Here is a 26,348-nt window from a genome sequence, read left to right on the forward strand (position 1 = left end):
CTAGCTACGATACTCCAATGGGACACGGCGGTAAGGATTGCGCTCGTCAAGCACCTCAGCTTCAGCAGCTTCAATCTCATCGCGGGTGATGCCCAGCATGTGTAGCACCTCATCCAGGAAAGGCGACGACACTGCGGTGTCAGCTATTTCTCGCAGCGCCGGCTTAGCGTTAAAAGCCACGCCCAATCCTGCGGCGGAGATCATGTCAATATCGTTGGCGCCGTCACCCACGGCAATGGTCTGATGCATCTGCAGGCCGGAGTCCGCAGCAAACTCGCGGAGGAACTCAGCCTTAGCGGCGCGGTCCACGATCTTGCCAATCACATTGCCGGTGAGCTTGCCATCCACAATCTCAAGGGTGTTAGCGCGAACGTAGTCGAGCTCAAGGTCCTGCGCGAGGCCTTCGAGCACCTGAATGAATCCGCCGGACACCACCGCTGCCTTGTATCCCAGCTTCTTCAACGTGCGAATGGTTGTGCGCGCACCCGGGGTGAGCACAATGTCCTTTGCTACTTCATCAATGACGGACGCGTCTAAGCCGGCGAGGGTCTTGACACGCTCGCGCAGAGACTCCTCAAAGTCCAATTCGCCACGCATGGCGCGCTCGGTCACCGCCGCCACCTCGGCCTCGCGTCCGGCATGGGCCGCCAGCATCTCAATGACTTCACCGGTGATAAGGGTGGAGTCGCAATCGAAACAGATGAGGCGCTTAGAGCGGCGAATCAGGCCCGCACGCTCGATGGCAATGTCTACACCGATCTCCGAAGACAAAGCGGCCAGTGCTTTCCTAATGCTCTCGCCACCGCCCTCTTCAGGGTTAGCCACGGTTATCTTGAACTCGAGGCCAGTGACTGGGTAGTCAGCGATACCGCGGATTGTGTCAATGTTCGCGTCAAAATCAGCAAGCGCCTGACCGATGCGCGAAATCGCAGACGCCTCCACTGGGTCACCTAGCACCACGAGCTCATGGGTGGAACGAGGCCGGGAGGTCTGGGCTACTTCCTTCACCTCAACAGCCACTGACTGGCCGTAGAAGGACATGGACTCCTCCAACCCTTGTTGGAGGGTCACCACCTTACTCGGGTCCACGCCCACGTAGGCAGCTAGGGAGAGGAAGCCACGAAACTGGGATTGCTCAACATCTAGGACTTGGACGTCATGGCTGGTGAGTACTCGGAAGAATGCTGCTGTCACACCTGGACGGTCTTTTCCGCTCACAGTGATGACTGCTGGCTCGTAGCCGGCCTTGAAAGCAACGGTGGGTTTATTCTTTTGATCGGTCACGCATATTATTCTGGCACGTCAATATTAGACATAACAAGAGGCTCCCCCGTACAACGGGAGGAGCCTCTTGTTTGTAAGTCAGTGAGGAAAAATCTTTCCTACTTTTTAGGCGTTAGCCTTCTCCTTGGTCTTTGGTTCGTGATTACCGTGACCAACGTGTGCCTCGCGGCGCATGCGCTCAACCATGTGTGGGTAGTGCAGCTCGAACGCAGGACGCTCGGAGCGGATACGTGGCAGAGCGATGAAGTTGTGGCGTGGAGGAGGGCAGGAGGTTGCCCACTCCAGGGAGTTGCCGTAACCCCATGGGTCATCAACGGTGACGATCTCGCCGTAACGGTAAGACTTGAATACGTTCCAGATGAATGGAATAACGGATGCACCGAGGATGAAGGAGAATACCGTAGAGATCTGGTTCAGGGTGGTGAAGCCGTCGGAATCTAGGTAGTCAGCGTAACGACGTGGCATACCCTCGTTGCCCAGGTAGTGCTGGACCAGGAAGGTGCCGTGGAAGCCGATGAAGGTCAGCCAGAAGTGAACCTTGCCCAGCTTGTCATCCAGCATACGACCGGTCATCTTAGGGAACCAGAAGTAAACGCCTGCGCAAGAGGTGAATACAACGGTACCGAAGAGGGTGTAGTGGAAGTGAGCAACCACGAAGTAAGTATCGGAGATGTGGAAGTCCAGTGGTGGGGATGCCAGCATAATGCCGGTGAGACCACCGAAGAGGAAGGTGACGAAGAAGCCAACTGCCCAAACCATTGGTGCTTCCCAGGTGATGTGACCCTTCCACATGGTGCCCAGCCAGTTGAAGAACTTAACGCCGGTAGGCACGGAGATCAGGAAGGTCATGAAGGAGAAGAATGGCAGCAGGATCGCGCCGGTAACGAACATGTGGTGTGCCCACACTGCCATGGAAAGGGTACCGATGGACAGGGTTGCGAATACCAGGCCGATGTAGCCGAACATTGGCTTACGGGAGAATACTGGAACGATCTCAGAGACGATGCCGAAGAATGGCAGTGCCAGAACGTAAACCTCTGGGTGACCGAAGAACCAGAACAGGTGCTGCCACAGAACGGAGCCGCCGTTACCTGGATCGTAGATGTGGCCACCAAGCTTGCGATCGTACATAACACCCAGTGCAGCTGCGAGCAGCAGCGGGAAGATCATCAGAGCCAGGATGGACGCAACGAAGATGGTCCATACAAAGATTGGCATACGGAACATGGTCATGCCAGGTGCACGCAGGCACAGAACGGTGGTAACCATGTTGACTGCGGAAGCAACGGTACCAACACCAGTTGCACCAACGCCGACGATCCAGAAGTCAGAGCCGATGCCTGGGGAGTGGATGGAGTCAGCCAGTGGCAGGTACATGGTCCAGCCGAAGTCTGCTGCACCACCTGGGGTCAGGAAGCCGCAAAGCATTGCGACGATACCAACCTGGGTGATCCAGAAGCCGAATGCGTTAAGACGTGGGAACGCAACGTCAGGTGCGCCGATCTGCAGTGGCAGAACGTAGTTAGCAAAGCCCCAAACGATTGGGGTACCGAATGCAAGCAGCATGATGGTGCCGTGCATGGTGAACAGCTGGTTGAACTGCTCGTTGGACAGGAACTGGAGTCCTGGTGAGAAAAGCTCAGCACGAATGAGAAGTGCCATCAGGCCACCAACGAAGAACCAGATGAAGGACATAACGATGTACATCATGCCCAGCAACTTGTGGTCAGTGGTGGTTAGCATCTTCCATGCCAGCGTGCCCTTACGGGCTCCGCCGGTAGGTGCGGGCCTAGTTGGCTCGGTGTAATCCTCGAGCCGTGGCGCCACAGCGGTCATATGATCCTCCTGACTAGGGGGCACTCACGCTCTTACGTAACAAAGGGCGCAAGCATCCAAAAATTACACTGCCTTATCTTATGGCAGGGTAAGCGTCGATGCCAGCCTTTTTGTGGCTGGAATAAACCTGATTCTATCCACCTCACCTCCGTTTTTGAAACGAAACTGGCAACAACCTTGGGATAGTTACAAGCAAACTCCAAGCTCCCCGCCCATGGCGTGACTCGCACCACACTTTTCTGAGAGCATTTTCAGATCCCGTTCCCCTATTTACGCACCCCAATTACCCCCTACAGGTATCAACCCAAAGGTTGATCAAAGTGTCGGAGCGCGCGAGTTTTCGGCTACCGCGTATTGGGATCACTCCCGTCACAGTTGTCACTTAAGCTGCGATTGGTCGAGCACTTAACCACAAAAATAAACTGGCCATCAGCATTTAATTCACTGATGGCCAGCTTTTCTCACAGAGCGTTATTTAGAAGTCCCAGTCCTCATCGGTGGTGTTTTCCGCCTTACCGATCACATAGGAGGAACCAGAGCCGGAGAAGAAGTCATGGTTCTCGTCGCCGCCAGGGTTTAGCGCGGCGAGGATCGCCGGCGAGACCTTGGTCTCGTCGGCTGGGAACAGCCCCTCGTAGCCCAAGTTATTCAGCGCCTTGTTGGCGTTGTAACGCAGGAATCGCTTCACGTCCTCGGTCCAGCCTAGGTCATCGTAGAGATCCTCGGAGTACTGGCACTCATTCGCATACAGATCAAAGAGCAGGTCGAAGGTGTAGTCCTTGAGCTCCTCGCGGCGAGCTTGGGTTTCGATTTCTAGACCACGCTGGTACTTGTAGCCGATGTAGTAGCCATGCACAGCCTCATCACGGATGATCAGGCGGATAATGTCTGCGGTATTGGTCAGCTTGGCGTGGGAGGACCAGTACATAGGCAGATAGAAGCCGGAGTAGAAGAGGAAGGACTCCAACAGCGTGGAAGCAACCTTGCGCTTTAGTGGATCATCACCCTCGTAGTAGGACATGACGATCTTGGCCTTCTGCTGAAGGTTCTCGTTTTCCTCAGACCAGCGGAAGGCCTCGTTGATTTCACGGGTGGAGGCGAGCGTCATGAAAATGTTGGAGTAGCTCTTCGCGTGAACGGACTCCATGAACGCAATGTTCGTGTATACCGCTTCCTCGTGCTGAGTAAGGGCATCAGGAACCATGGATACTGCACCGATGGTGCCTTGGATGGTATCCAGCATGGTCAGGCCGGTAAACACACGCATGGTGGTTTGCTTCTCAAGGTCATTGAGAGTGTTCCAGCTCTTGATGTCATTGGATACTGGCACCTTCTCCGGCAGCCAGAAGTTGTTGGTCAGGCGGTTCCAGACCTCGAGGTCCTTGTCATCCGGAATGGTGTTCCAGTTAATTGCCTTCACCGGCTTCGGGTGATTAGCGAGGTATTCCTCGTAACCGCTCATCCCAACACTCCCCTATATATAAAGGTAATAATTACGAGACCCTAGATTACCACTAACTCCCGTGGCTTTCGATCCAGGCGATAGGTTGATCACAGCACAACTAATCCCCCGTAACCTACGGATTCTACGTAGGTTACGGGGGACCTAGTTGTGCACTTACAGCATGCAGGATACGCAGCCGTCTACCTCAGTACCTTCCAGCGCCACCTGGCGCAGGCGGATGTAGTACAAGGTCTTGATACCCTTGCGCCACGCATAGATCTGCGCGCGGTTGATATCACGAGTGGTCACGGTGTCCTTGAAGAACAGGGTCAGAGACAGACCCTGGTCAATGTACTTTGTTGCCTCAGCGTAGGTGTCAATGACTTTTTCGTAGCCGATCTCGTACGCGTCCTCGTAGTACTCGAGGTTGTCATTGTTCAGATGCGGTGCTGGGTAGTACACGCGCCCAATCTTGCCTTCCTTGCGGATCTCAATCTTGGAGGCGATTGGGTGAATGGACGAGGTGGAGTTGTTGATGTAGGAAATGGAGCCGGTTGGTGGAACCGCCTGGAGGTAGCGGTTGTAGATGCCGTCAGCCATAACGTCCTGCTTGAGCTGCTCCCACTCATCCTTGGTAGGGGTATGAACGGTGGAGTTAGCAAACAGCTCCTTGACCTTCTCAGTCTTTGGCAGGAAGTCCTCCGGATTGAAACGATCAAAGTATTCACCAGAGGCGTACTCGGACTTTTCAAATCCTTCGAATGCGTGGCCGCGCTCGCGAGCGAGCTTATTGGACGCGCGCAAGCACTGGTACAGAACAGCCGCGAAGTAAGCATTGGTAAAGTCCAGGCCTTCTTCCGAACCGTAGAAGATGTGCTCTCGACCCAAGTAACCGTGCAGGTTCATCTGACCCAAGCCAATTGCATGCGCGGCATTGTTACCTTTGCGGATGGACGGTACGGAATCGATGCTGGTCTGCTCAGATACCGCAGTCAGACCGCGGATGGCGGTCTCTACAGTCAAAGCAAAGTCAGGTGAATCCATAGCCATTGCGATGTTCATGGAGCCCAAGTTGCAGGAGATATCCTCGCCGACATGCTGGTAGGTGAGGTCGTCATTGAATACGGACGGGGTGTTAACCTGCAGGATCTCGGAGCACAGGTTGGACATGTTTACTCGGCCGTCGATTGGGTTGGCCTTGTTTACGGTGTCCTCGAACATGATGTACGGGTAACCGGATTCAAACTGGATCTCAGCAATGGTCTGGAAGAACTCACGGGCGTTGATCTTCTTCTTGCGAATGCGAGGATCCTCAACCATTTCCTCGTAGTGCTCGGTGATAGAGAGATCAGCGAACGGTACACCGTACACGCGCTCCACATCGTATGGGGAGAACAGGTACATGTCATCGTTCTTCTTAGCCAAGTGGAACGTGATGTCAGGGATGATGATGCCCAAAGACAGGGTCTTAATGCGGATCTTCTCATCCGCGTTCTCACGCTTGGTATCCAAGAAGCTCAGAATATCTGGGTGGTGCGCATTCAGATACACCGCACCCGCACCCTGGCGAGCACCCAGCTGGTTGGCGTAGGAGAAGGAATCCTCCAGCAGCTTCATCACAGGGATGACACCGGATGACTGGTTTTCAATGTGCTTAATTGGCGCGCCCGCTTCACGCAGGTTGCTCAGCAGCAACGCTACGCCACCGCCGCGCTTGGACAGCTGCAGCGCGGAGTTAATGGAGCGGCCGATGGACTCCATGTTGTCTTCAATGCGGAGCAAGAAGCACGATACTGGCTCGCCGCGCTGCGCCTTGCCGGAGTTCAAGAAGGTAGGAGTAGCCGGCTGGAAACGGCCCGTCATGATTTCCTCGACCAAGTGCTCCGCGGTCGCGGTATCGCCATCGGCCAAGGTGAGCGCAACCATGCAAACGCGGTCTTCAAAGCGCTCGAGGTAACGGGAACCGTCGAAGGTCTTCAGGGTGTAGGAGGTGTAGTACTTGTACGCACCGAGGAACGTCTGAAAGCGGAACTTGTGAGCGTAAGCCTGCTTGAACAGAGACTTCACAAAGGAGAACTCGTACTTATCCAGCACCTGCGGATCGTAGTACTTGTTCTTTACCAGGTAATCGATCTTCTCCCGCAGGTTGTGGAAGAACACGGTGTTCTGGTTAACATGCTGCAGAAAGTACTGGTTTGCAGCCTCACGGTCCTTATCAAACTGGATCTTGCCGTCACCGTCATACAGGTTCAGCATCGCGTTCAACGCGTGGTAATCCAGCTGATCCTCTGGATTTGCTGGCTCGGCCACAGAACGGCCCAACTTGGCTTCAGACACTAGGTGCTCCTCCTGGTGGGGACAATCAGGGGATTACCTGATCGCTTACTCATTATTTATGTTTATTACTATCCCAGAACGGGGTAGAAACTCTGGTCGATTGTACCCAGTTTGACCCCTCGCCACCACTTTCCGGCGATGGTTCCTGAGACATTACTGGGCGCTAATTTACAAGCCCGAGCTTCTGAGCATTCTGCTCCAACCCGCCGCGCACAATGCGCACGTCCTCATCATTACCCAGAAGCTCAAAGCGGTAGACGTACGGGACTTTGCACTTGCTGGAGATAACATCGCCGGCCTTGCCAAAGTCCGCCCCGAAGTTGGAGTTGCCGCCGGCAATCACGGCGCGGATGAGGCTGCGGTTGTGCTCATTATTAAGGAATCGAATGACTTGGCCCGGCACGGGCCGAGACGTCTGGCCCGTGATGCCCACTCCCCCGCCGTACGTGGGGCACACGAGCACGTAGGGCTCGTCGACAAGCAACTCAGGATCCTTCTTGTGAAGCGGTATGCGCTTGGCAGGGAACCCGAGCTTTTCCACAAAGCGTTTGGTGTTTTCGGTGGCGGAGGAAAAATAGACAATGAGCATATTGACCTCATAAAAAAGGCCCCACTACTTTAGCGGGGCGCGATACTGATCAAACTTAAGCAACCAAGGACTGGATGCGCTCTGGACGGAAACCGGACCAGTGCTCTCCGTTGACCTCTACGACTGGAGCTTGGAGGTATCCAAGAGCCATAACGTAGTCACGCGCCTCATCATCCTGAGAGATGTCTACCATCTGGTAATCCAGACCAGCGCGGTCAAGTGCCTTCTTAGTGGCGTTGCACTGAACACAAGCTGGCTTGGTGTAGAGGGTGATAGACATTTCTTTAAACTCTTTCTACTTGAGGTTTGATCAGGCGATTGAGGGAGCTTTTTGGAGCTTCTTGCAAGGTATTAAGCGCCGCGCCAATGCATCGACATGGCGTTCCTCGCGACGTAAAAAGACACTATACGTTGTGCTGAAGATACGCAACCACCACAACATATAGTAGTTACAACTATGAAATTCCCAGTACAAAACCTGCTACGGCCCCACATCTTGTAAGCACTAGACACTCCGGATAAAGCGGGCCTAATTCCACCCATGGCATTTACCCAGCTCGGCACACATAATTGTGAGCCAGTTCTCATTATTTAGACACCGTCACCCTCGCCCCCTAGGGTCGCATACCATCCCAAAGCCCACCCCAAAAGCAAGACACCGGAATGATTACGAACACGGTGTCACCACACCCGCCCCGCTTTCCTAACAAAAGACACGCCGAGCGTGTGAGTATCGACACCCGCGGCCATGCCCATAACGCAGAAAAAACCGGCACCACCTAAGCGGTACCGGTTTTATAAGCCAAGGGGAATTAGCCCTGGCGAGCCTTGAAACGAGGCTCCTTCTTGTTGATCACGTAGACCTTGCCACGACGACGCACAACCTGAGCGCCCGGCTTGTTCTTCAGCGACCGAAGGGACTTACGGACCTTCATCGGGCGCTCCTTTCTTTAGAACGGTGAATTATCAAGCGGCGGCTAAACATTAAGCCAGCCACGACACGAGGAATTACTTTATTACACTTAAGCCCAAAACACCAAACTTTGTTGTATAGGCCTAGAATGGCGACATGTCTGATGCAGCAAAAATTACCGACACCCAGCGCGAGATCATCTCCGAGCTCAACACTCATGCGGACATTGATCCGGCCAAAGAAATCGCCGCCCGCGTGGATTTCCTCGTGGATTACTTGAAATCCTCCCATACCAAGGGCTTTGTGCTTGGCATTTCAGGAGGCCAGGATTCCACACTCGCCGGCCGCCTCGCGCAGCTGGCGGTAGAAAAAGCCCGCGGCGAGGGCATTGAGGCGGACTTTTACGCAGTGCGCCTGCCCTACGGCGTTCAAGCCGATGAGGCAGATGCCCAGATCGCCCTAGAGTTTATTCAGCCAGACCATAGCATCACGGTCAATATTAAGGACACTACGGACGCAGCCGAGAAGCAGGTTGCCGCCGCACTGGGCCAGGAGGAACTCACAGACTTCAACACCGGCAATATTAAGGCGCGCCAGCGCATGATCGCGCAGTACGCCATCGCTGGCGAAAAGGGGCTGCTGGTGATCGGCACAGATCATGCCGCCGAGAACGTAACGGCCTTCTTTACCAAGTTTGGGGACGGCGCAGCAGATGTCCTGCCACTGTTCGGCCTATCCAAACGCCAGGGCGCGGCACTTCTGAAGGAGCTGGGCGCACCGGAGTCCACGTGGAAGAAGGTACCTACGGCGGATCTGGAAGATGATCGACCAGCACTCCCCGACGAGGAGGCCCTGGGTGTCACCTACACGCAGATCGATAACTACGTTGAGGGCACCGGTAAGGTCGAGCAATCCGCCCGCGAGCGTATTGAACACTTGTGGAAGGTAGGCCAGCACAAGCGCCACCTCCCGGTCACCCCGCAGGATGACTGGTGGAAGTAACCACCTAGATACATAGATCCCCTTACCGCTTGAGCGAGCGCGGTGAGGGGATTGTGCTTTCGATAGGCAAATGGGAGACAACGTTCGGTTTTCAAGAAGTGGCGACCAGCGGTTTTGCCGGATGCTAAACCAACGTTGTCTCCCGTTTGCCGCATCACCCAACCGCATCACCCAACCACATCACCCAATCGCATCACCCAACCACATCACCCACCGCGCTTTCAGATCTCAAGCACGTGCCGGGCTGCACGCACGAGTTCGCGCCCGTAACTCGGCCCGTGCGTCACCGCGTGCACGGCTAGCGGGTGCAGTTGGTGCAGCGGGATGCGGTCCACCCAGCCCGTAGAAAGCGGCGATACTTCCTGGTATCCCGCGATGATCTCATCAAGATAGGGCGCGCCAAACAGCGCAAGCATGGCAAGGTCCGTCTCCGGGTGACCACCGTGGGCCGCCGGATCGATGAACACAGGCCCAGTGACGCCGAACATGAGGTTGCCCGACCACAAATCACCGTGGATGCGCGCTGGCGTGTCCGGCGCCAACTCCTCCGCGTGATCCAGTATCCAATCGCAGGCTTTACCCACCACTGCGGCGTCATGAGCCGTGAGGTTGCCATTGTCTACAGCACGCTGCACAAACACCAGAACGCGCTGCTCCACGTAGAACTGAGCCCACTGTTGAGTGGGCTCACACGGCTGGGTCTGGGTGCCGATGTAGTTGAGCCCGTCCCACCCCTCCGGCGGGCTGCCATATGCCGGAGCTCCGGCGCGGTGGATGGCTGCTAGTTCCCTACCCGCGGTGCGGGCGGCACCCGGGGTGGGCGCTGCCCTTTCTACCATGGCCGTTTCGATGTGGTCCTCGCTGGCGCTGAGTACTTCCACAACGCAATTTGAGCCCTGCCTCAGCCAGCGCAACCCCGCGGCCTCAGCTAGTGCGGACTGGGGCTCGCGGGGATGTTTGGTGAAAGAAGACACTTAGTAGCGCTCTGGCTCTTCGCCTAGGTTGAAGGCGCGGCCGGAGATCTCGTTAGCGTTAATGCGTACGTAGTTGTACTTCAGGGTTGGAACCCATGGTTTGAGCTCAAGGGAGTCAGCCTTAGCAACTTCCTTGTTGTCTTTAACCAAGGTTGCGGTGCCCTTGACCACCACGGACCACGCCTTGTCACCGTCAACACAGTCAGCCTCAAACAGGACGTCGGGGTTGAGATTCACGGTGAATAGCTTGTTGCCTTCCGCAGTGCGGAAATAAATGTTGTTCTCTTCATCGATGACGTAGTTGACAGGGAAAATGTCCATGTCATCCTTGCGGCGCACTACTAAACGGCCCAGCTGCTGTGTAGCTAGGCGTTCGTACGATTGTTCCTCGGAGAGAACATTGATTGCTTCGGTGAATTCTTCGTTGCCAGCCATAGTGTCATTCTTCCACCCTTTGCTTACCCCGTGGGATTTCTATGCAAGGTTTTTTCTCACACTTTTGGCCTTATGCCCGCAACCCGCCGTCGGCTTCGAGGAACGCTACATACGGCGGGTCGACGAACTCCCATCCCTCAACAAGGGCGGCGATTCGCTCGCGAAGCTCGGCCTCATCAACCTCCGCGCTCGCGTGGGCGAGCGCGAAAGGCAGGAGGCCCATGGCCTCCTGATTGCCAATCCACGCCCACGCCAAGTCTTCGGTGTTGACAAAGATCGTGGTGCGCTTGTCGGGCTTGGCGTCGTCGGCAAGCTCAGCTAGTTCGCGGCGTTGGGATTCGTAGGCGCGGATGCTATCCAGCACTGCGGGGGACTGAATAAATTCCATGAGCTCTTCTATATTCATGCTGCCCATTGTCGCACACATGAGTATGTTGATTGGCAAGGAGGATCCCCATGATCAGAAGAGTTTCGGCAACCTTCGCAAGCTTCATCCTCATCGCTATTGCGCTCGCAATGTTTGCCGCCCCGGCGCACGCGGCCGATAACGTGATTGACAGCATCACCATTGACGTCACCGTCCATAAAGACGGCTCGGCTACCGTGACCGATGAGCGCCAGTACACCTTCAACGACGCCACTGAGCATTACATCCCATTCGCTGCTTTGGGTGAATCCGAGATCACGGACGTTTCCGTCAGCCAGGATGGCACACCCATGGAAGAGTCCACGCCGTGGGATGTAGACCGCAGCTTGGAGGAAAAGGCTGGGCAGTTCGGAATAGTGGACACCGATGATGGGCTAGAAATCGCATGGGGAATCGGCTCCGAGGGAGCCCATACGTCCGAGGTGAGCTACGTAGTCACCAACTTCGTGCGCACGCTTACTGATGGGCAGCAGGCCATCTACTGGCAGTTCCTCCACGAGGGTATGACCGACACCAACAATGTGGAGATCACCGTTCGCAACGATGCGGGCTTCGATTTCACTGCGGATAACACCCACCTTCAGGGTTACGGCTTTGAGGGCGAGGCACAAATCCGGCCCGGCGCGCTGAAGATGAGTACGGATACCTATCATTCTGATTCCCGTGCCGTCATGCTGGCGATCATGCCTCCCAATACCTTTGGCACATCAGCGTCCTGGCCTTGGAATGCGGAAGAAATTAAGGCCCAAGCTGACGAGGGCACGCAGCCCACGCCACCCGGTGTGATAGCGGCGATCATCGCCGGAGCGCTCGCCATTGTGGGCGCCGCTCTTGCTCTGGCTGCGCTCTTACTTGAGCAAGCGCCCTGCAAAGGCCACTGGCTTTGCCCCATCTTCGTGGAAGATAGAGCACACCACGTCCATGCCGGACGGTGAGGTGCTGGCGCTGAGTGGTTTGTACCATCACACGGATGAGCAAAAGTTTGTAGCTTATCTGCTGAAGTGGATTCTGGGCCGTAACCTCATTGAGCAGGAGTATGAGGTTGGCGTTATGTTGAAGAGGCCAAAACCCGGCCTGCGTATTGCCCAGCCACCCGCCTTTGAGAATGATTGCGAGCGTCAGCTGTGGGACTTGATCACTGCAGCCGCAGGCGAGGATGACCTCATTGAACAGTCTGAGATCAAGGACTTCTTTGCCAAGAAGCGGACGGAGTTCACAACCTGGTCTGAGAATGTGAGGGACTATTCCACCGACTACCTTGCTACTCACGGCTACACCATCAAGGTGCGCAAGACCGGATTGTTCCCGCGCGATGAGTACGAGCTCACCGAGCTTGGACGGGCCACCGTGGACCAGATGGATGGTTTTAGGAAGTACTTGCGCGACGGCTGGCACCCCGATGCGGCCCCGCAACCAGAAAAGCACTTGATGTGGGCCGGCTTCCTCGGCGCTCTGCGGGAAACGCAGCGACGCTTGGGCGATAACTACGCGTTCTATCCTGCGGTCTACGCTGCGAACTCTATGACCACCCAGGCTGCCCAGGGCTTTGCGCCCGCAAGCACGTCCGCTGGTGGCGGAGCAGGTGCAGCAGGGGCCGCGAGTGGCGGTGGCGCCCGCTAAGCCCCTCTCCCCTTTCCCCCAGTGCTGGCTCAAAGGACGCTAGGGCGAACGCGATGCAGCATCCGCTGAACGCCATTAGTTAGGAAGTTCGAGGAGTAGAGCCGGGTATTGCGGGGCGTTGACACGCCGCGGCGGGGCTGCTGGGTTGAGCGGGGTGCGGGTAGGCCACGGCGGGGTGCGGGTAGGCCACTGCGGAATCAACCTCAGTGGGGGCTGCTGGCCCGAGCGGGGCTGGGGCGCAGCGCTGCCGCCCGCTTGGAGTGAGTTTTTCATTAGTCTTTACTGTATGGGCGAACACGTATCTTCAGATTCCTACACTCCACAACAGCGCACCCGCTACCGTGAGCGGTTGATGCAGGATCTGGAGTTGTTTGACAATCACCTTCAGCACGCCAGTTTTGATGATAAGGGCACCATCGGCCTCGAGCTTGAGCTCAATTTGGTCGATGACCAGATGGAGCCCGCCACCACGTCGCGCAGTGTGTTGGATCATCTCTCTGATGAGTACCAGTCCGAGATTGGCGCATTCAACGTTGAGCTCAACCTCCCGCCCCAAACTATTGACGGCGATGGGCTGCTTGGGTTGCAGGCTGAGCTGGAGAACCGGCTGGCAGCCGTGCGCGAGGCCGCACGTCAGGAAGACTCCCACGTGGCGATGGTGGGAACCTTGCCCACGCTGAGCACTGAGTTCTTGTCCACCGAGGGGTGGATGACCGGTGAGAACCGCTACCGCGCGCTGTCTAACACCATCATGGAAAAGCGCGGCGAGTTGGTGCACATTGATATTGCTCGTGAAGATCACTACCACGCGCAGTTCCAGGACATTGCGCCGGAGTCTGGTTGTACCTCCATGCAGCTGCACCTGCAGGTGAAGCCATCGCGGTTTGCCGATGTGTGGAATGCCTCCCAGGCTATTGCCGGCGTGCAGGTTGCCACCGGCGCGAATTCGCCGTTGTTTGCTGGCCACCGCCTGTGGCACGAGACCCGCATTCCGCTGTTTAAGCAGGCTATTGATACCCGTACGTCGGAACTGGTGAATCAGGGAGTGCGCCCACGTGTGTGGTTCGGTGAGCGTTGGATTACGAGCGTGTTTGACCTCTTTGAGGAAAACGTGCGCTATTTCTCCCCTCTCTTGCCTGAGGATCGCTCCGATTCCGGCACCCCCATGATGACGGGTGATTCGCCTGCGCTGCATTACTTGAATCTGCATAACGGTACGGTTTGGCGCTGGAACCGTCCTATTTACCAGCCCGGTGAGGAAAGCTCTCACTTCCGTATCGAGAACCGTCTGCTACCGGCGGGGCCTACGCCGGTGGATATTGTTGCGGACGCGGCTTTCTACTATGGCCTCGTTGAATACCTTTCCAATCAGACTCGCCCGGTGTGGTCGAGGATGTCCTTTGCGGAGGCCAACAGCAACTTCGAGGCGGGCGCCCGCGATGGCCTCAATTCCATCATGAGCTGGCCTACTCTTGGCAGGATCAGTGTGATCGACCTGGTCAATAACTACCTCGTCGATCAGGCCGGCGAGGGGCTCATGCGGCTAGGGGTGTCCACCGAGGTGGTGGATAAGTACATGAACGTCATTTCCGGCCGCATGAACCACCGCCAAAACGGCGCGTCGTGGCAGCTGGACTACTGCATCAATCACTCCGTACCCGTTATGCTGCGGCGCTACCTGGAGCTTCAGGCCACGGGTGAGCCGGTGCACACGTGGCCCCTCACCTAGGCCGTCTCGCTGCTTGCCGACGTCCTTCCACCGCCGCCTGCGCGCGGCGTTTCCCTTTCCCCGCAGGTCACAGCCCTGCGGCGAGCAAGTGGCGGATAGTTATGGCTACCGTGGGACGTATGAAACTTCATGATGGAAACGAGATCCCACAACTTGGATTTGGCGTGTTCCAGATCCCTAACCCAGAGACCCAGGCTGCTGTCGAGACTGCACTCGAGGTTGGCTACCGCCACATCGATACTGCGGCTGTATACGGCAATGAGGAAGGCGTCGGCTCGGCGATTAAGAACATTGACCGCTCAGAGCTGTTTCTGACCACCAAGTTATGGAATGACCGCCACCAGGACGCACCAGCCGCGCTGGCGGAGTCCTTGGAGAAACTGGGAACGGACTATGTGGATCTGTATCTCATCCACTGGCCAGCCACCAAGAAATTCGGTGATTCCTTCATCAAGGCATGGGATGACATGCAGGAGCTCAAGGCCCAAGGACTGGCCAAGTCGATCGGTGTATCCAACTTTGATCAGCAACACCTCGATGCCATCAACGGCGAGGTCCCTGTGATCAACCAGGTGGAGCTGCACCCAACTTTCCAGCAGAGCGCGCTGCGTGCGCTACACGCTGAGCGAGGCATTGCTACTGAGGCATGGGGCCCGCTGGGACAGGCGCAAGATCTAAACAATGAGGAGATCGGCACGATCGCTCGGGAGCTGGGCGTGACGCCAGCGCAGGTGATCATCCGCTGGCACCTGCAGATCGGTAACGTGGTCATTCCAAAGTCCGTGACTCCGGAGCGAATCGCGTCTAACTTCGACGTCTTCAGCTTTGAGCTAACGCCTGAGCATATGGACAAGATTGCTGCCGTTGACGCTGCGAACCGCATCGGCCCTGCCCCAAGCGAAGCAGACTTCTAAGCAGCAAAAATGGGCTAATCGGTGGCGATGTCGCAGGGTCATTGTAGATTGGGAAGCATGACTCATGTGACGCCCATTTCACCGTACGCCTCCCCTCTCGTTGAGGTCCTAAAAGCTCAGGGCCCAACTACCATTGTGTGCGGTCCACAATCACGCGATGATGTCATCTCCGCCATTGCGCCCTTCGGCCCCTACTTGGGCGTTGAGGTTGTCACGCTGGAGATGGCTATCACGCATGGTGCCAAGCACCTCAGCCCGCGCAAGCCTCTCACCCACGCCGCGGTAGCGTCGCAGGTTGCAGCGCTGATGAGTGATGGCGCCACCCCAACCGTTTTTCACTCCAAGCAGCTCAACAATGAGGCCGTCACCCGAGAATCCCTCACTAACTCCATCACCACCGTGCTTAACTTGCCGCGCGAGTGGCGTGAGCCAGCACGCGGTGCGGATCTCCCTCACGTGGTGTATGAACTAGCCGTGCAGGTGGAGGAGAACCTCAAACATGAGTTCTTCACTCGTCCTGAGGCAGTCGAGGCCACCACACAAGCCCTAGCCTCCCGCACGGTCATCGTTGCGGGCCCTATCGGTTTTGATCCGTTCACAACGTGGGCGCTTGAGCAGCTCTCGCCTGACCACGTGTTCACTCTCAGCGTGGACTCCACTGCGCAGTACCACTCCTTTGTTTCTGAGGTAGATGAGGCGTCCTTTATTGCCCGCACCATCGTGGACAAGGTGGAACAGGGCGTTGCGCTGCATAAGATGGCCATCGGCTCCTGCACTGAGGAATCCTTACCGTTTATCACCCAGGCGCTGGATAAAGCTGGGGTGCCTTACTCTGGGCCAACGAACACCACGTGGCTGGAAAATCCGAGCCTACGCGCCATAGCGTTGCTGCTGCGGATTGACCCCGCGAAGATGCTGCGCACAGACCTCGTTAACCTGCTGGAGACGGGCAAGGTGCGCGGGGATAGCCCAAGCCTTGTTGCCTTTGACATCATCACCCGCAACAGCAGTGAAACCTACTATTCCGGCAAAGACTGGGATCAACCAGAGCCAGAAGGGCTGTCTGAGAAGAAGTCCTCGATGTGGAATAAGACCCTCGCCTGGATCAAGCATCTGCGCGAGCAGCTGTTTAAAGTCTGGGACTCCAGCTCGTGGGAATCGGCGTCTGACCAGCTCGCAGCCCTTATCAAGGAAGATCTTGCCGGTTTTATCGGCGCTGAGAAGGTGATGGCGGATGAGCTCCTGGCGCTCCTGTCCGGCATGAGCGGCCCAGTATCACGTGAGCTTGCCGTTGAGGTCGTACACAATTTTCTTGAGACCGCACAACCTCAGGTTAAAGATGGTTTGCTCAAGGTAGGGCTGCTAGACAAACTCGCAGGTCGCAACCTCTCCGTTGCTTTTGTTTGTGGCGCCACCGATAAGGCACTGCCGGGCAGCATCAGCATCGATCCGTCCATCACTCAGCACCAGCTCAGACTCACCTCCGCCGATTTCCTTCGCCACCGTCGAGCGGCATTTACCGCAGCAGCCAACAGCGCAGCCGAAGTCATTTACACTTACCCGCGCTCCCACGCAGACGGATCTGGCAAAGCCGAGCCATCACTGTGGACAGGCGGCACGTTCACTCGCCATGGGCCCGCATACTTGGATGTTGCCGCGGGCGAGCTCACGCCGCTGAATGCTGAGGAAGTGGACACCCTCAAAGCAGCCGTATCCGGTGACTCAACCTACGCGACTATTTCCTCAGCCCGCAAGGGCGGCAAAGCGAATGAATTCAACGGCTTCATTGCTACTGACCTAGGAAAGAAGTTCTTTGAAAAAGACATCTCCAATTCTGCGCTGGAGAACTTCGCTAACTCCCCTTTGACATTCTTCATCTCCCGCGTCTTGGGGCAAGGAGTGCTCGAGTCCCCTGAGGCACTCATGGACGTAGAGCCACGAGAGGCTGGCAACTTCTACCACGCCATCTTTGAGGAATGGACCAACCGCGTCTGGCTTCATGCCTCACCACGCCCTCGATCCGCAGCTGAGATCGACTGGGACAAGGCGTTCGAGACCCTGATGGAGATCACCCACCACCGGTTGAAACTTCTCCACAGCGGCACCATATCCACGTCAGTGGCTCGGCGCTTTTCTGACAATGCACTCAAGGCCATCACGGAATGGTTCGAGGTGGAGAAGTCGGACGCAGTAGACGGCGGATGGATTCCACTGGGTGCAGAGTTGAAGTTCGGATACAACCGCCACGCAAAGACACACGATGTCCCGCTCACTATCGATCTGCTCAATGGCCAAAGAATCACGCTCACTGGTTCAATTGACCGATTCGACTACCGCTTTAATCAGGCCAAGGAGCGCTATGAGCTCCGCGTTACTGACTACAAGTCAAGCAAGACCCCATATAAGATCACGCAGGAATTCCCAACGGGCGCACAGCCCAATAAAACTGGTACTTCTCAGTCCCCCTACCGCTTCCAGCTAGCCCTGTACGGCGAGGCCGTTCGCCAAGCCATCTCCCCGCAAGCACCTACTGGTTTGCTTGGTAACTTGGGCACACAGTTCCAGGGTAAAGACGTCGTCATCCAAGCGCGGTTCTGGCACTTTCTGCCTCAGGCTACGGAGCCGTTCAAGGAAATTGAGATTACAGACGCCGTCCACGAGACGCTGCTCGATCAGCTGACTGCCATCCACGAGATGATTACCAGCGGCCAATTCCCTGCAACGCCGCAGGAAAGGCGCTACCTCTTCGAAGAACGCCTGCGTCTTGGCCATTCCAACTACGACACCATCGCAGAGGGCTTTGCTGAACAAGCTCTCGTTCCCCTCACGCTCTCCTAAGTCCACGACGAAGAGGAAGGTAAGTAATCATGACGCACACCGACTTCATTGCAGAAGATGCCGCGGCGCGTAAGGACATCGTCCACAACACTGATCGTTCCTTATTCGTCGAGGCAGGTGCTGGATCGGGCAAAACTCACCAGCTGGTAGAGCGTCTTATCACGCTCATTGTTGATGACGGCGTGAGCATTGACCGCATTGCCGCCATTACCTTCACGGAGGCCGCTGCAGCAGAGCTTACGGCTCGCTTACGCAGGTCTCTCTCCACAATTCAACTCACTGGCGAACTCCCCAACGGTTTCTCAGACCCACGCACCTTTGGTGACATCACGCTAGCTCAGGACCGCGCAACGAAAGCTCTTGAAGGTCTTCCGGGTGCTGCGATTGGTACGCTGCACTCCTTCTGCTTGTTGTTGCTCAAACAGTTTCCGTTTGAAGCAGGACTCCCTCCAAAGGTGGAAAAGACCAATGAGCTCCAGGTAGGAGTGGGCCACGTTTCCGCGGCTGAAGCAACTCTTGAGTTTTTCGACGCAATCCTTGACGAGGATCCAGACGCTGAAGCTTTCCTCCGCGAACTGGACTGCGGAATTGTTCCTGCACGCCTGCGTGAGTGCCTTGAGTTGCTGCTCGCCAATGGCGTCAAGGTTCAGGCGATAGCTGACGTCGCTCAGTGGATGGACCAAAACTGGGGTGATCTTAGGCCAACCCTGCGCCACCCCATCAGCGTTGAGAAGCTCACCAAGACCAGTCTCCGTGAGCTATACACTAAGTTATCACCGTACAACCACCAGAACTACTCCGCTGCCGGCAACAAGTTCGTAGAGGCATACGTTGCCCCGCTGCTCGCGGAAATGGACAAAGTAATTGCCAGCAGCGAAGACGAACTCATCACCAATTGGGACTTTGAGTCCGGAGCCGACCATCGCAGAGGCGGTAACAAACCTGAAGTTAAGGCAATGAAGGACTGCCTCAAAAAGACTGAGCAGAAAATTAAGGAACTTCACAACGGCCGCCTTGTTGAGGCAACGTCCTATCTGCGCCGTGTCATGGCTGGTATCGCTGTGCACAATGCCCGTCAGCGAGTGCGCTCGGGTCGCTTAGAGTTTCATGACATGGTCTTCCTCGCAGCCGAGCTGCTGGCCAACCATGAGGCCGTTCGTCAGGCCCTACACGATCACTTCCATGCCATCTTCGTAGATGAATTCCAAGACACCGATCCAGTTCAGCTGCAGATTGTCACGGACATTGCTCGGGGATCTTCGGACAATCCATCTGAAGGCAAGCTGTTTACGGTGGGTGATCCTAAGCAGTCCATCTACAAGTTCCGCCGCGCGGACATTGAGTCCTTCATGCGAGCTAAGACCATGCTGAATGATCTGGCAGTTGCTCGCGACCCTAAGGACGAGGCCAAGGCCGAGCGGAAGATGCACCGAAACTTCCGCTCATCCAGCAGCGTAGTTAACTGGGTAAACCTCACCTTCGGGGAGCTGTTCAAGCAAACCTCCGGCGCCACGCCTCAACAGGCTAGTTATGAAGACATGATCCCTAATGACACCGACCACCCGGGACGTGTGGTGCTGGTGCGTTCGGGAGACCATCCCGACGGTGTAGATAGCGCGACCGCCAAGGCGCTGGAGGATGCTGACATTGTCAGCCTCATTAAGGCAGCCGTTGACAACCCAGAGGAAGGCTGGTGCCACCATGCAGGCAAGAAAGCTGGCGAGGGCTTCGCGTTAGAAGACATTGCCATCCTCGCTCCTACACACTCCATCGCCAAGCGCATCATGGCCGCATTGACCAAGAATGGCATCCCCTACGTCTCCGAGGGATCCCAAAGCTTGTTCGGCACTGAGGACATCACCGATTTCCTCGTAGTCTTGAGAGCAATTGCAGACCCAGCAGATGCGTTCACGCAGGTAGCCGCGCTGCGCAGTCTTGCATTGGCAGTCAGTGATACAGACTTGGCCACTCACTTCACTGTCGCACCTCTTGGCCACGTAGACGCGCAGATTAAATGGATCTCCGCGCAGCGCGACAAGCTTGCCCAGGTGCCGCTATCTGAGTTCATCCGTGACATTGCTGAGGACCTCCAACTGCGCCAGAAAGTCGCGTCCAACGGCCGTATCGTTGATCTCTCACGCCTTGATGCATTCTTAATTCAGGCGGATTCCTTTGCTAAGACCTCAGGCCTTGGCCTGAGGGAATTCGTGAATTGGGCACAGGACCAAGCGTTCAACACTCAGGGCGCAAGTGACCCAATTTTGGATAACTCCGTTCCGGGAGTCCGCATCCTTACCGTTCACAAATCCAAGGGACGCGAGTTCCCCATGGTGATCATGGCCGGTATGACTGCGCGTGCGAATAATGCGTTGGAACGCCGAGGCTTCTTGTCCGTTTCCGCTGGCACCGGCCTTGCCAATTTTAAATTGGACCCTGTGGAAACCGACAATTTCACAGAGTTTAGCAATATGGACAAGCTTGCAGACAAGAACGAGCAAACGCGCCTGCATTACGTAGCCGCTACTCGAGCTAAGTCGGTGCTGGCAATTCCGTTCGAATGCGTGTTGACCGATAAAGGCAAGGCCCACGGAGCTCAGACCTCGGCGCCGTTGTTTGACGTGGTCAACGCCCGTGATGACTTCATCGATGCAGCTGAGCTCAAAGCCCCTGAGGACCGGACGTTCGCCCACGTGGGTCTCACGGATCTCCCCGTAGAGAAGCTTGAGAACTCCGTTGCAAATCGTGAGCTACTCATGCAGAAGGCTTCGCAGGTCGCTCCCCGTGTGGCGGTCACTACCATCGCACACGCTCTGGATCATTCTTCAGAAGACATAGCGGCGGAAAAGCACGCCGCTGGAGCGCAGGGCGAGACTTCTCGCTCCGTGGCCGCAATGCAGACCGGCGCCAAGGTACGCGAATCGCTTACCCCGATCGCAGTGCCTGCTGGTTTTGAGAAAGGCATCCACGGCAATCACTCCATCATCGGTGGCCCTGCCTTCGGTAGCGCGGTGCATGGGGTTATGGAGTTGCTGGATGCAGATTCTGATGTTGCGCAGCTTGCTGCCACCGTCGCCCCGCTGCACGGTGTGGGCAAGGCACAAGTAAAAGACATTGTCCTCGCTGTGGAATCACTGCGAGCAACGGATGCCTTCGCACGAATCCTGGCCGCCGATGAGGTGATGCGTGAGGTTCCAGTCATCGCCGAGATCGATGGCGTGGCCGTAGATGGTGTCATTGACGTCCTCTACAAAGACGGTGAGGATTGGGTCATCGCTGACTACAAGACGGACCAGTTCACCAAGCCTGAGATGATCCAAAGCTACCTCACTCAGCTGAACCTCTACGCGGGGATTGTCGAGCAAGCGCTGGGAAAGAAGATCGATCGCCTTGAACTGATTTTCGTTGGTGAAGCTGAAGGAACGGTTGTCACTTACAAAAAATAGTGACAAGCATCCATCGGAGGTCTAATATTCCTCCGATGGAGCGTTCTATAAGTCCAGCCCGTCTAACAGCGGGAGGTTTTCTCCTCCTGATTCTGGCTGGAACGGTAGCACTGATGCTGCCGTTTTCCTCGCAGGGATCTCACTTCACCCCTTTCATGCCAGCTTTCTTCACCGCCACGTCCGCGGTGTCGCTGACGGGCTTGATCGTGGTGGACACGGCCACCTACTGGACGCCTATTGGTCAGGCCATCATCATCGGCCTGATTCAGCTTGGTGGTTTGGGCATCATGACTCTGGCTTCACTGTCAGGTTTGGTAATTTCCGGCAGAATCAGCGTGAAAACCCGCCAGTTCGTGGCGGCGGAGGGGCGCCCCATTACGGGCGCCAGTATCCGGAAGATGCTAGCTTTCACTTTCCTGTTTACCGTCGCAGCGGAATTGGTGATCGCTATTATTATTGGCACGCGCTTGATCGTGACTTATGATTATTCGTTTTCACGGGCCGCCTGGGAAGGCGTTTTTCATTCGATTTCGGCGTTCAACAACGCTGGTTTTTCAACGCACAGCGACAACCTGATTTCTTTCGCCCACGACGCGTGGATTCTTCTTCCCCTCGCCGCGGCACTCATCGGTGGCGGTTTGGGGTACCCGGTGTGGGCGGAGCTCCTGACCGGTCATACCTCTATCACCACTCGTATGACCGTTAAGGCCACCATTTTCCTGCTGGTTGTGGGGGCGGTTTTTGTTGCTTTCGCTGAGTGGGATGGGTTCTTGGCGGGAATGACGGTGTCAGAGAAAATCCTCAATGCTTTCTTTCAAGGAACCGTTCCGCGCACAGCCGGCTTCAACTCAGTCGATTACGCTGAGGCGCACCCCATTACTTTGATGGGAACCAACGTACTCATGTTCATTGGTGGTGGATCCGCGGGTACGGCTGGCGGTATCAAGGTCACCACGGCGTGCGTGCTTGTTGTGGCCATGGCGGCGGAATTCTTGGGCCGTGAAGACACCACCATCGCCAGGAGGCGAATCCCGCATACCGTGATGAGGCAGGCACTCGCCCTCACTTTCGCGGGCGTGGTTGTTGTCGCCTTTGGCATTGGCGCTGTTCGTGTTTTCGATCCCGAGTTCACCGGAGATCAGGTGAATTTTGAAGTCTTCAGTGCTTTTGCGACGGTGGGCTTGTCCACGGGAATAACGGCCACTTTATCCACCCCGTCGCAGCTTGTGCTGTGTTTCTTGATGTATCTTGGCCGCATTGGCCCCACCACGCTGGTGGCGTCCCTCGCCGCTCGCAGCGTGTTAAAACGTTACCGGTATCCCGAAGAAAGGCCGATCATTGGTTAGCATCTTTAACAAAAAACCTCCTAGCACCACACCTGTTGTGGTCCTTGGGTTGGGACGGTTCGGAGCCTCTTTGGTGAATGAGCTGCGTGATCACGGGGTGGAGGTGTTGGGCATTGATACTGATGAAAAGCGCCTCCGCGACGTCGATCTGACCGAATCTGTCATCGCGGATTCCACTGATCCGCAAGCCCTTCGCCAGCTGGGTGTGGAGGAGATCGAGCGTGCTGTTATCGCCATCGGTTCGGATCTCGAGGCGTCCATCCTCACTGCTTCCAACATTGTGGAACTGGGCGTGAAAGATATTTGGGCTAAAGCTGACTCAGAGGCGCATGCCCGCATCCTTTCTCAGATTGGGGTGCACCACATCATCCGCCCGGAGCGAGATACTGGCAGGCGCGTCGCCCACCTTCTGTGTGGCAAGTTTGAGGATTTCGCGGAGCTTGCCTCTAACTATGGTGTCACTAGGATGTCTGTACCGCCCGCCCTGACAACCATGCCGGTGGACTTGGATGCTATTTGGCGTGAGCACAGGGTGCAGTTGGTTTCCGTGCGTACCAGCAGTGGGGTGTGGACTCCGCTGAGCACCGGTGATGTCCTCACTACCTCTGATTTCATTGTGGTGGCTGGTTCCCCTATGGCATTGGAGGCTTTCAGCGCCGAGGAGTAAAAACTTCAGCTACTGACCTGCTGGCCTACCTATTTGCGTTAAGGATTAGTCCGCTCACCTTGTGGGTTTCGTAGTCGCAGCGATGCCTGTCAAACAGGGAACAGCTCCTTCTTGGTCCTCTAGTCCTTGGCGAACATATCCCTGAACGCGCGCAGCAGTGGCTTGGATGTAGCGGAGTCCACGTTTTCGAGGCTGGCGCAGAGATCGTCGTAATCGTCGGGATCGAAGTACCCGGCGGTTTTGTAGAACCCGGCGCGGGCGATCAAGCTTGGCGTATCGAGTTCTGGGTGGAATTGCGTGGCGTACTGCTTGGTGCCGATGCGAAACATTTGGACGGGGCAGCCTTCGCTGGTGGCCAGGAGAACGGCTTGCGCAGGCAGTTGGGACACCGCCTCTTTGTGCCCCACCGCGGCCAGGAATTGCTGCGGGACGCCCGAGCGCTGCACGAGCGGGTCTTCCAGACCGTCGTCGGTGAGCGAGATTTCCACGACCGAGACCTCCTCGCCGTGTGTGCGATCGATGATCGCGCCCTGGTGCACGCCGAGGGAGCCCACGCCGTAGCAGGCCCCGAAGAACGGGATGTCGTGCTCCATCACCATGTCGATCAGGTCAAAGATGTCCTGCTCCACGCGCAGCTGCTCAGCGGACTTAGTTTCCACTGGGTCGCTGGTGGTGTACGGGCTACCGCTGACGATCACGCCGGATATGTCATCTGGGGAAATGGCGGGCATGGCCTTGCGCTCGAGGCGAATTCGGATTAGCTGCTCGTCGTTAAGCCCCATGATGTCGCGGAAGGCTTCGTATTCCGCTTGTGCTGGTTCTTCTTCGCCGCGTGAGGCAACTAAAACGAAAGGTTTCATACTAGGAGATTAACCTAATCTGGGCGTTTCACTGGCGCTGGGTCCCTGCCAGCCGAATCAAAAAGGGGTGCCTACGGCCTTGGCTATACTGATGGCCTGACGTTTCACTGCTTTCATGGAGGTATTTGTACGGTGATTGAGAGTCCGCGCCTAGATCGGCTTCGTCTCATTTTTGGCAATGAGGGCTTGCAGAAGCTGCAGGATTCTACGGTGATGGTGTTGGGCTTGGGCGGCGTGGGATCGTCCTGCGCGGAAGCCCTTGCTCGTGGTGGCATAGGCACTCTCATCATGATGGACCGAGATGTGGTTGAGGAGTCCAACATCAACCGCCAAGCACTTGCTTTCACTTCAACGCTGGGGCACAAGAAGGCCGAGGTGATGGAGAAAATGGTGGAGGAAATCAACCCGTACTGCACGACCTACACCAAAGAAGTTTTCCTCACCGTCGATAATGTGCCGGAAACTCTCGAGTCCTTCCCGCGCCCAGATTACGTACTGGACTGCATTGATACTGTGTCTCAGAAGCTGGCGGTGGCGCAGTGGTGTGCGGAAAATGGCATCCGCCTCATTTCCTCCATGGGCGCGGCAAACAAGATGGATCCGGCGTACCTGAAGTTTTCGAACATCCGCCGCACACAGAACTGCCCACTCTCTAAGGTCATACGCATTGAGTCCCGCAAGCGCGGCATCCGCGGTACCGAGGTGCTCTACTCTTACGAGGAGTCTTTCAAGGTGCCAGGTGCAGGGCCTACCAAAGGCGAATCTCTAGGTTCCATGAGCTACATGCCGCCGATCATGGGCCAGATGATGGCTGGAAAGGTCATCCGCCGCCTAGCTGGCCTGGAGGAACTGCCTAATCCACCGCGCATGGGCAAGCCCGCACTCACGGTTGAGGAGTAGCATGCTGCTCGACACTCACTACCATTTCGACTTCATCCCCACCACCCAGCGAGAGTCCTTCCTTTCTACGCTCGCTGAATCTGAAGTCCGCATCGTCTCCCAGACGCTGCTGCCGTCGCAGTTTGTCGAGCATTACCCCAACGCCGCGCTAGGCTTCCACCCGTGGCAGGTGGCTGAGGCTGACGTTGAAAAAGAACTCGCGATCTTCCGCGAGAACCTTCCCCTCGCGCGCCTCATCGGCGAGATCGGCCTTGACTTCGGCCCGCGCCACGCCTCAGCGCGCCAAGAGCACGTGTTCCGCAGTATTCTTTCCGACGTCGCCCAGGCCGAAGAACCTCGCGTTCTCTCGATCCACTCGGTCCGCGCCACGAGCGCGGTATTGGACCACTTGGCGGACCTGCCGGAGCACATTACCAAGGTCATTCACTGGTTTTCCGGCACCTCGGATGAACTTACTCGACTGATCCGCATGGGCGGGTTGATCTCGGTGAATCCGATGATGCTCCAGGCCAAGCGTGGGCGTGCGTACGTCAGACAGGTGCCCGCCGATCGCATCCTCTTGGAGTCTGACTACCCACTGGAGCCTCCTTCCGGCGCGGGGGAAGACATCGCTCAGGAGCTGATTACTGCCATTGCGAGTACAGTGTCCACGATCAGTGAGATTCGTGGAGAGGACATGGCCCCCGTAATAAAGGAGAATCAGCGCAGGGTCTTTGGAGGCATCACCAGTTTTCCGGGTTTTTAGGGGAAAAGGACAAAAAACTAAACTTTGAGCCCATAATTGCCGGAA

Annotated in this window: 23 protein-coding genes; 11 read left to right on the forward strand and 12 right to left on the reverse strand. The window is 56.4% G+C overall.

Annotated elements, in window-relative coordinates; all coding sequences use genetic code 11:
- The 7 genes from serB to ykgO all read right to left on the reverse strand — a co-directional run bounded on the left by serB (window position 1) and on the right by ykgO (window position 8,425).
- Entirely contained in the window at window positions 1-1,284 is a 1,284-nt protein-coding gene (gene serB, locus ACXM2N_RS09465) for a phosphoserine phosphatase SerB (protein ID WP_458488113.1), read from the reverse strand.
- Window positions 1,285-1,389: 105 nt separating this feature from the next.
- The gene (gene ctaD / locus ACXM2N_RS09470) at window positions 1,390-3,120 is read right to left on the reverse strand and encodes an aa3-type cytochrome oxidase subunit I (protein ID WP_458488115.1); all 1,731 of its coding nucleotides are present in this window, start codon (window positions 3,118-3,120) and stop codon (window positions 1,390-1,392) included.
- 475 nt (window positions 3,121-3,595) lie between these two features.
- Window positions 3,596-4,582, reverse strand: coding sequence for a class 1b ribonucleoside-diphosphate reductase subunit beta (gene nrdF, locus ACXM2N_RS09475; RefSeq protein ID WP_458488117.1), 987 nt, complete (start codon window positions 4,580-4,582; stop codon window positions 3,596-3,598).
- 156 nt (window positions 4,583-4,738) lie between these two features.
- Window positions 4,739-6,886 carry a class 1b ribonucleoside-diphosphate reductase subunit alpha gene (nrdE, locus tag ACXM2N_RS09480; protein WP_458491120.1) on the reverse strand — a complete coding sequence of 716 codons (2,148 nt, stop codon included), beginning with the start codon at window positions 6,884-6,886 and terminating at the stop codon, window positions 4,739-4,741.
- 178 nt (window positions 6,887-7,064) lie between these two features.
- Complete coding sequence (gene nrdI, locus ACXM2N_RS09485) at window positions 7,065-7,490, reverse strand: class Ib ribonucleoside-diphosphate reductase assembly flavoprotein NrdI (RefSeq protein WP_458488119.1); 426 nt, start codon at window positions 7,488-7,490, stop codon at window positions 7,065-7,067.
- Between the two features lie 55 nt (window positions 7,491-7,545).
- Complete coding sequence (nrdH, locus tag ACXM2N_RS09490; RefSeq protein WP_458488121.1) at window positions 7,546-7,770, reverse strand: glutaredoxin-like protein NrdH; 225 nt, start codon at window positions 7,768-7,770, stop codon at window positions 7,546-7,548.
- Between the two features lie 532 nt (window positions 7,771-8,302).
- The gene (ykgO, locus tag ACXM2N_RS09495) at window positions 8,303-8,425 is read right to left on the reverse strand and encodes a type B 50S ribosomal protein L36 (RefSeq protein WP_005511141.1); all 123 of its coding nucleotides are present in this window, start codon (window positions 8,423-8,425) and stop codon (window positions 8,303-8,305) included.
- A gap of 134 nt (window positions 8,426-8,559) precedes the next feature.
- Between ykgO and nadE the strand changes: the two genes are divergently transcribed.
- Complete coding sequence (gene nadE / locus ACXM2N_RS09500) at window positions 8,560-9,405, forward strand: ammonia-dependent NAD(+) synthetase (protein WP_458488124.1); 846 nt, start codon at window positions 8,560-8,562, stop codon at window positions 9,403-9,405.
- Window positions 9,406-9,626: 221 nt separating this feature from the next.
- Here the strand turns inward: nadE and ACXM2N_RS09505 are convergent, their stop codons facing one another.
- The 3 genes from ACXM2N_RS09505 to ACXM2N_RS09515 all read right to left on the reverse strand — a co-directional run bounded on the left by ACXM2N_RS09505 (window position 9,627) and on the right by ACXM2N_RS09515 (window position 11,220).
- Window positions 9,627-10,379 (reverse strand): fructosamine kinase family protein, encoded by a 753-nt coding sequence (locus tag ACXM2N_RS09505; protein WP_458488126.1) that lies wholly within the window; start codon window positions 10,377-10,379, stop codon window positions 9,627-9,629.
- Window positions 10,380-10,814, reverse strand: a complete 435-nt coding sequence (locus ACXM2N_RS09510) for a pyridoxamine 5'-phosphate oxidase family protein (protein WP_458488128.1) — start codon at window positions 10,812-10,814, stop codon at window positions 10,380-10,382.
- 70 nt (window positions 10,815-10,884) lie between these two features.
- The gene (locus ACXM2N_RS09515) at window positions 10,885-11,220 is read right to left on the reverse strand and encodes a hypothetical protein (protein WP_458488130.1); all 336 of its coding nucleotides are present in this window, start codon (window positions 11,218-11,220) and stop codon (window positions 10,885-10,887) included.
- A gap of 50 nt (window positions 11,221-11,270) precedes the next feature.
- Between ACXM2N_RS09515 and ACXM2N_RS09520 the strand changes: the two genes are divergently transcribed.
- Window positions 11,271-12,176 carry a DUF2207 domain-containing protein gene (locus tag ACXM2N_RS09520; RefSeq protein WP_458488132.1) on the forward strand — a complete coding sequence of 302 codons (906 nt, stop codon included), beginning with the start codon at window positions 11,271-11,273 and terminating at the stop codon, window positions 12,174-12,176.
- Window positions 12,163-12,861 carry a hypothetical protein gene (locus ACXM2N_RS09525; protein WP_458488134.1) on the forward strand — a complete coding sequence of 233 codons (699 nt, stop codon included), beginning with the start codon at window positions 12,163-12,165 and terminating at the stop codon, window positions 12,859-12,861. Before ACXM2N_RS09520 ends, ACXM2N_RS09525 begins: the two co-directional genes overlap by 14 nt.
- Window positions 12,862-12,936: 75 nt before the next feature.
- Here the strand turns inward: ACXM2N_RS09525 and ACXM2N_RS09530 are convergent, their stop codons facing one another.
- Window positions 12,937-13,134 (reverse strand): hypothetical protein, encoded by a 198-nt coding sequence (locus ACXM2N_RS09530; protein ID WP_458488136.1) that lies wholly within the window; start codon window positions 13,132-13,134, stop codon window positions 12,937-12,939.
- A 13-nt stretch (window positions 13,135-13,147) separates the two neighbouring features.
- On the opposite strand from ACXM2N_RS09530, the gene ACXM2N_RS09535 reads away from it, so the two are divergent.
- From ACXM2N_RS09535 to ACXM2N_RS09560, 6 genes are all read left to right on the forward strand, one after another.
- Window positions 13,148-14,590 carry a glutamate--cysteine ligase gene (locus tag ACXM2N_RS09535; RefSeq protein WP_458488137.1) on the forward strand — a complete coding sequence of 481 codons (1,443 nt, stop codon included), beginning with the start codon at window positions 13,148-13,150 and terminating at the stop codon, window positions 14,588-14,590.
- 119 nt (window positions 14,591-14,709) lie between these two features.
- Window positions 14,710-15,504 (forward strand): aldo/keto reductase, encoded by a 795-nt coding sequence (locus ACXM2N_RS09540; RefSeq protein WP_458488139.1) that lies wholly within the window; start codon window positions 14,710-14,712, stop codon window positions 15,502-15,504.
- Window positions 15,505-15,561: 57 nt separating this feature from the next.
- Entirely contained in the window at window positions 15,562-18,342 is a 2,781-nt protein-coding gene (locus ACXM2N_RS09545) for a PD-(D/E)XK nuclease family protein (protein WP_458488141.1), read from the forward strand.
- 29 nt (window positions 18,343-18,371) lie between these two features.
- Window positions 18,372-21,785, forward strand: a complete 3,414-nt coding sequence (locus tag ACXM2N_RS09550) for a UvrD-helicase domain-containing protein (protein WP_458488143.1) — start codon at window positions 18,372-18,374, stop codon at window positions 21,783-21,785.
- Window positions 21,786-21,820: 35 nt separating this feature from the next.
- Window positions 21,821-23,131 carry a TrkH family potassium uptake protein gene (locus ACXM2N_RS09555; protein ID WP_458488145.1) on the forward strand — a complete coding sequence of 437 codons (1,311 nt, stop codon included), beginning with the start codon at window positions 21,821-21,823 and terminating at the stop codon, window positions 23,129-23,131.
- Window positions 23,132-23,204: 73 nt separating this feature from the next.
- Complete coding sequence (locus ACXM2N_RS09560; protein WP_458488147.1) at window positions 23,205-23,798, forward strand: potassium channel family protein; 594 nt, start codon at window positions 23,205-23,207, stop codon at window positions 23,796-23,798.
- A 119-nt stretch (window positions 23,799-23,917) separates the two neighbouring features.
- Here ACXM2N_RS09560 and ACXM2N_RS09565 read toward each other — a convergent pair whose 3' ends face one another.
- Window positions 23,918-24,658, reverse strand: a complete 741-nt coding sequence (locus ACXM2N_RS09565) for a glutamine amidotransferase (protein ID WP_458488149.1) — start codon at window positions 24,656-24,658, stop codon at window positions 23,918-23,920.
- 132 nt (window positions 24,659-24,790) lie between these two features.
- Here ACXM2N_RS09565 and ACXM2N_RS09570 point away from each other — a divergent pair, with 132 nt between their 5' ends.
- Window positions 24,791-25,558: a tRNA threonylcarbamoyladenosine dehydratase gene (locus ACXM2N_RS09570; RefSeq protein WP_458488151.1), complete on the forward strand. Its 768-nt coding sequence runs from the start codon at window positions 24,791-24,793 to the stop codon at window positions 25,556-25,558.
- Between the two features lies 1 nt (window position 25,559).
- Window positions 25,560-26,303, forward strand: coding sequence for a TatD family hydrolase (locus ACXM2N_RS09575; RefSeq protein WP_458488153.1), 744 nt, complete (start codon window positions 25,560-25,562; stop codon window positions 26,301-26,303).
- Window positions 26,304-26,348 lie beyond the last annotated feature (45 nt).

This window comes from Corynebacterium sp. ZY180755 (assembly GCF_054331495.1).

Bases quoted from the DNA above. Each gene is read 5' to 3' on its own strand.
- ctaD (WP_458488115.1), bottom strand. From the start codon at position 3,120: ATGACCGCTGTGGCGCCACGGCTCGAGGATTACACCGAGCCAACTAGG.
- nrdF (WP_458488117.1), bottom strand. From the start codon at position 4,582: ATGAGCGGTTACGAGGAATACCTCGCTAATCACCCGAAGCCGGTGAAG.
- nrdI (WP_458488119.1), bottom strand. From the start codon at position 7,490: ATGCTCATTGTCTATTTTTCCTCCGCCACCGAAAACACCAAACGCTTT.
- nrdH (WP_458488121.1), bottom strand. From the start codon at position 7,770: ATGTCTATCACCCTCTACACCAAGCCAGCTTGTGTTCAGTGCAACGCC.
- ykgO (WP_005511141.1), bottom strand. From the start codon at position 8,425: ATGAAGGTCCGTAAGTCCCTTCGGTCGCTGAAGAACAAGCCGGGCGCT.
- nadE (WP_458488124.1), top strand. From the start codon at position 8,560: ATGTCTGATGCAGCAAAAATTACCGACACCCAGCGCGAGATCATCTCC.
- ACXM2N_RS09510 (WP_458488128.1), bottom strand. From the start codon at position 10,814: ATGGCTGGCAACGAAGAATTCACCGAAGCAATCAATGTTCTCTCCGAG.
- ACXM2N_RS09515 (WP_458488130.1), bottom strand. From the start codon at position 11,220: ATGAATATAGAAGAGCTCATGGAATTTATTCAGTCCCCCGCAGTGCTG.
- ACXM2N_RS09520 (WP_458488132.1), top strand. From the start codon at position 11,271: ATGATCAGAAGAGTTTCGGCAACCTTCGCAAGCTTCATCCTCATCGCT.
- ACXM2N_RS09525 (WP_458488134.1), top strand. From the start codon at position 12,163: ATGCCGGACGGTGAGGTGCTGGCGCTGAGTGGTTTGTACCATCACACG.
- ACXM2N_RS09530 (WP_458488136.1), bottom strand. From the start codon at position 13,134: ATGAAAAACTCACTCCAAGCGGGCGGCAGCGCTGCGCCCCAGCCCCGC.
- ACXM2N_RS09535 (WP_458488137.1), top strand. From the start codon at position 13,148: ATGGGCGAACACGTATCTTCAGATTCCTACACTCCACAACAGCGCACC.
- ACXM2N_RS09540 (WP_458488139.1), top strand. From the start codon at position 14,710: ATGAAACTTCATGATGGAAACGAGATCCCACAACTTGGATTTGGCGTG.
- ACXM2N_RS09545 (WP_458488141.1), top strand. From the start codon at position 15,562: ATGACTCATGTGACGCCCATTTCACCGTACGCCTCCCCTCTCGTTGAG.
- ACXM2N_RS09550 (WP_458488143.1), top strand. From the start codon at position 18,372: ATGACGCACACCGACTTCATTGCAGAAGATGCCGCGGCGCGTAAGGAC.
- ACXM2N_RS09555 (WP_458488145.1), top strand. From the start codon at position 21,821: ATGGAGCGTTCTATAAGTCCAGCCCGTCTAACAGCGGGAGGTTTTCTC.
- ACXM2N_RS09565 (WP_458488149.1), bottom strand. From the start codon at position 24,658: ATGAAACCTTTCGTTTTAGTTGCCTCACGCGGCGAAGAAGAACCAGCA.
- ACXM2N_RS09575 (WP_458488153.1), top strand. From the start codon at position 25,560: ATGCTGCTCGACACTCACTACCATTTCGACTTCATCCCCACCACCCAG.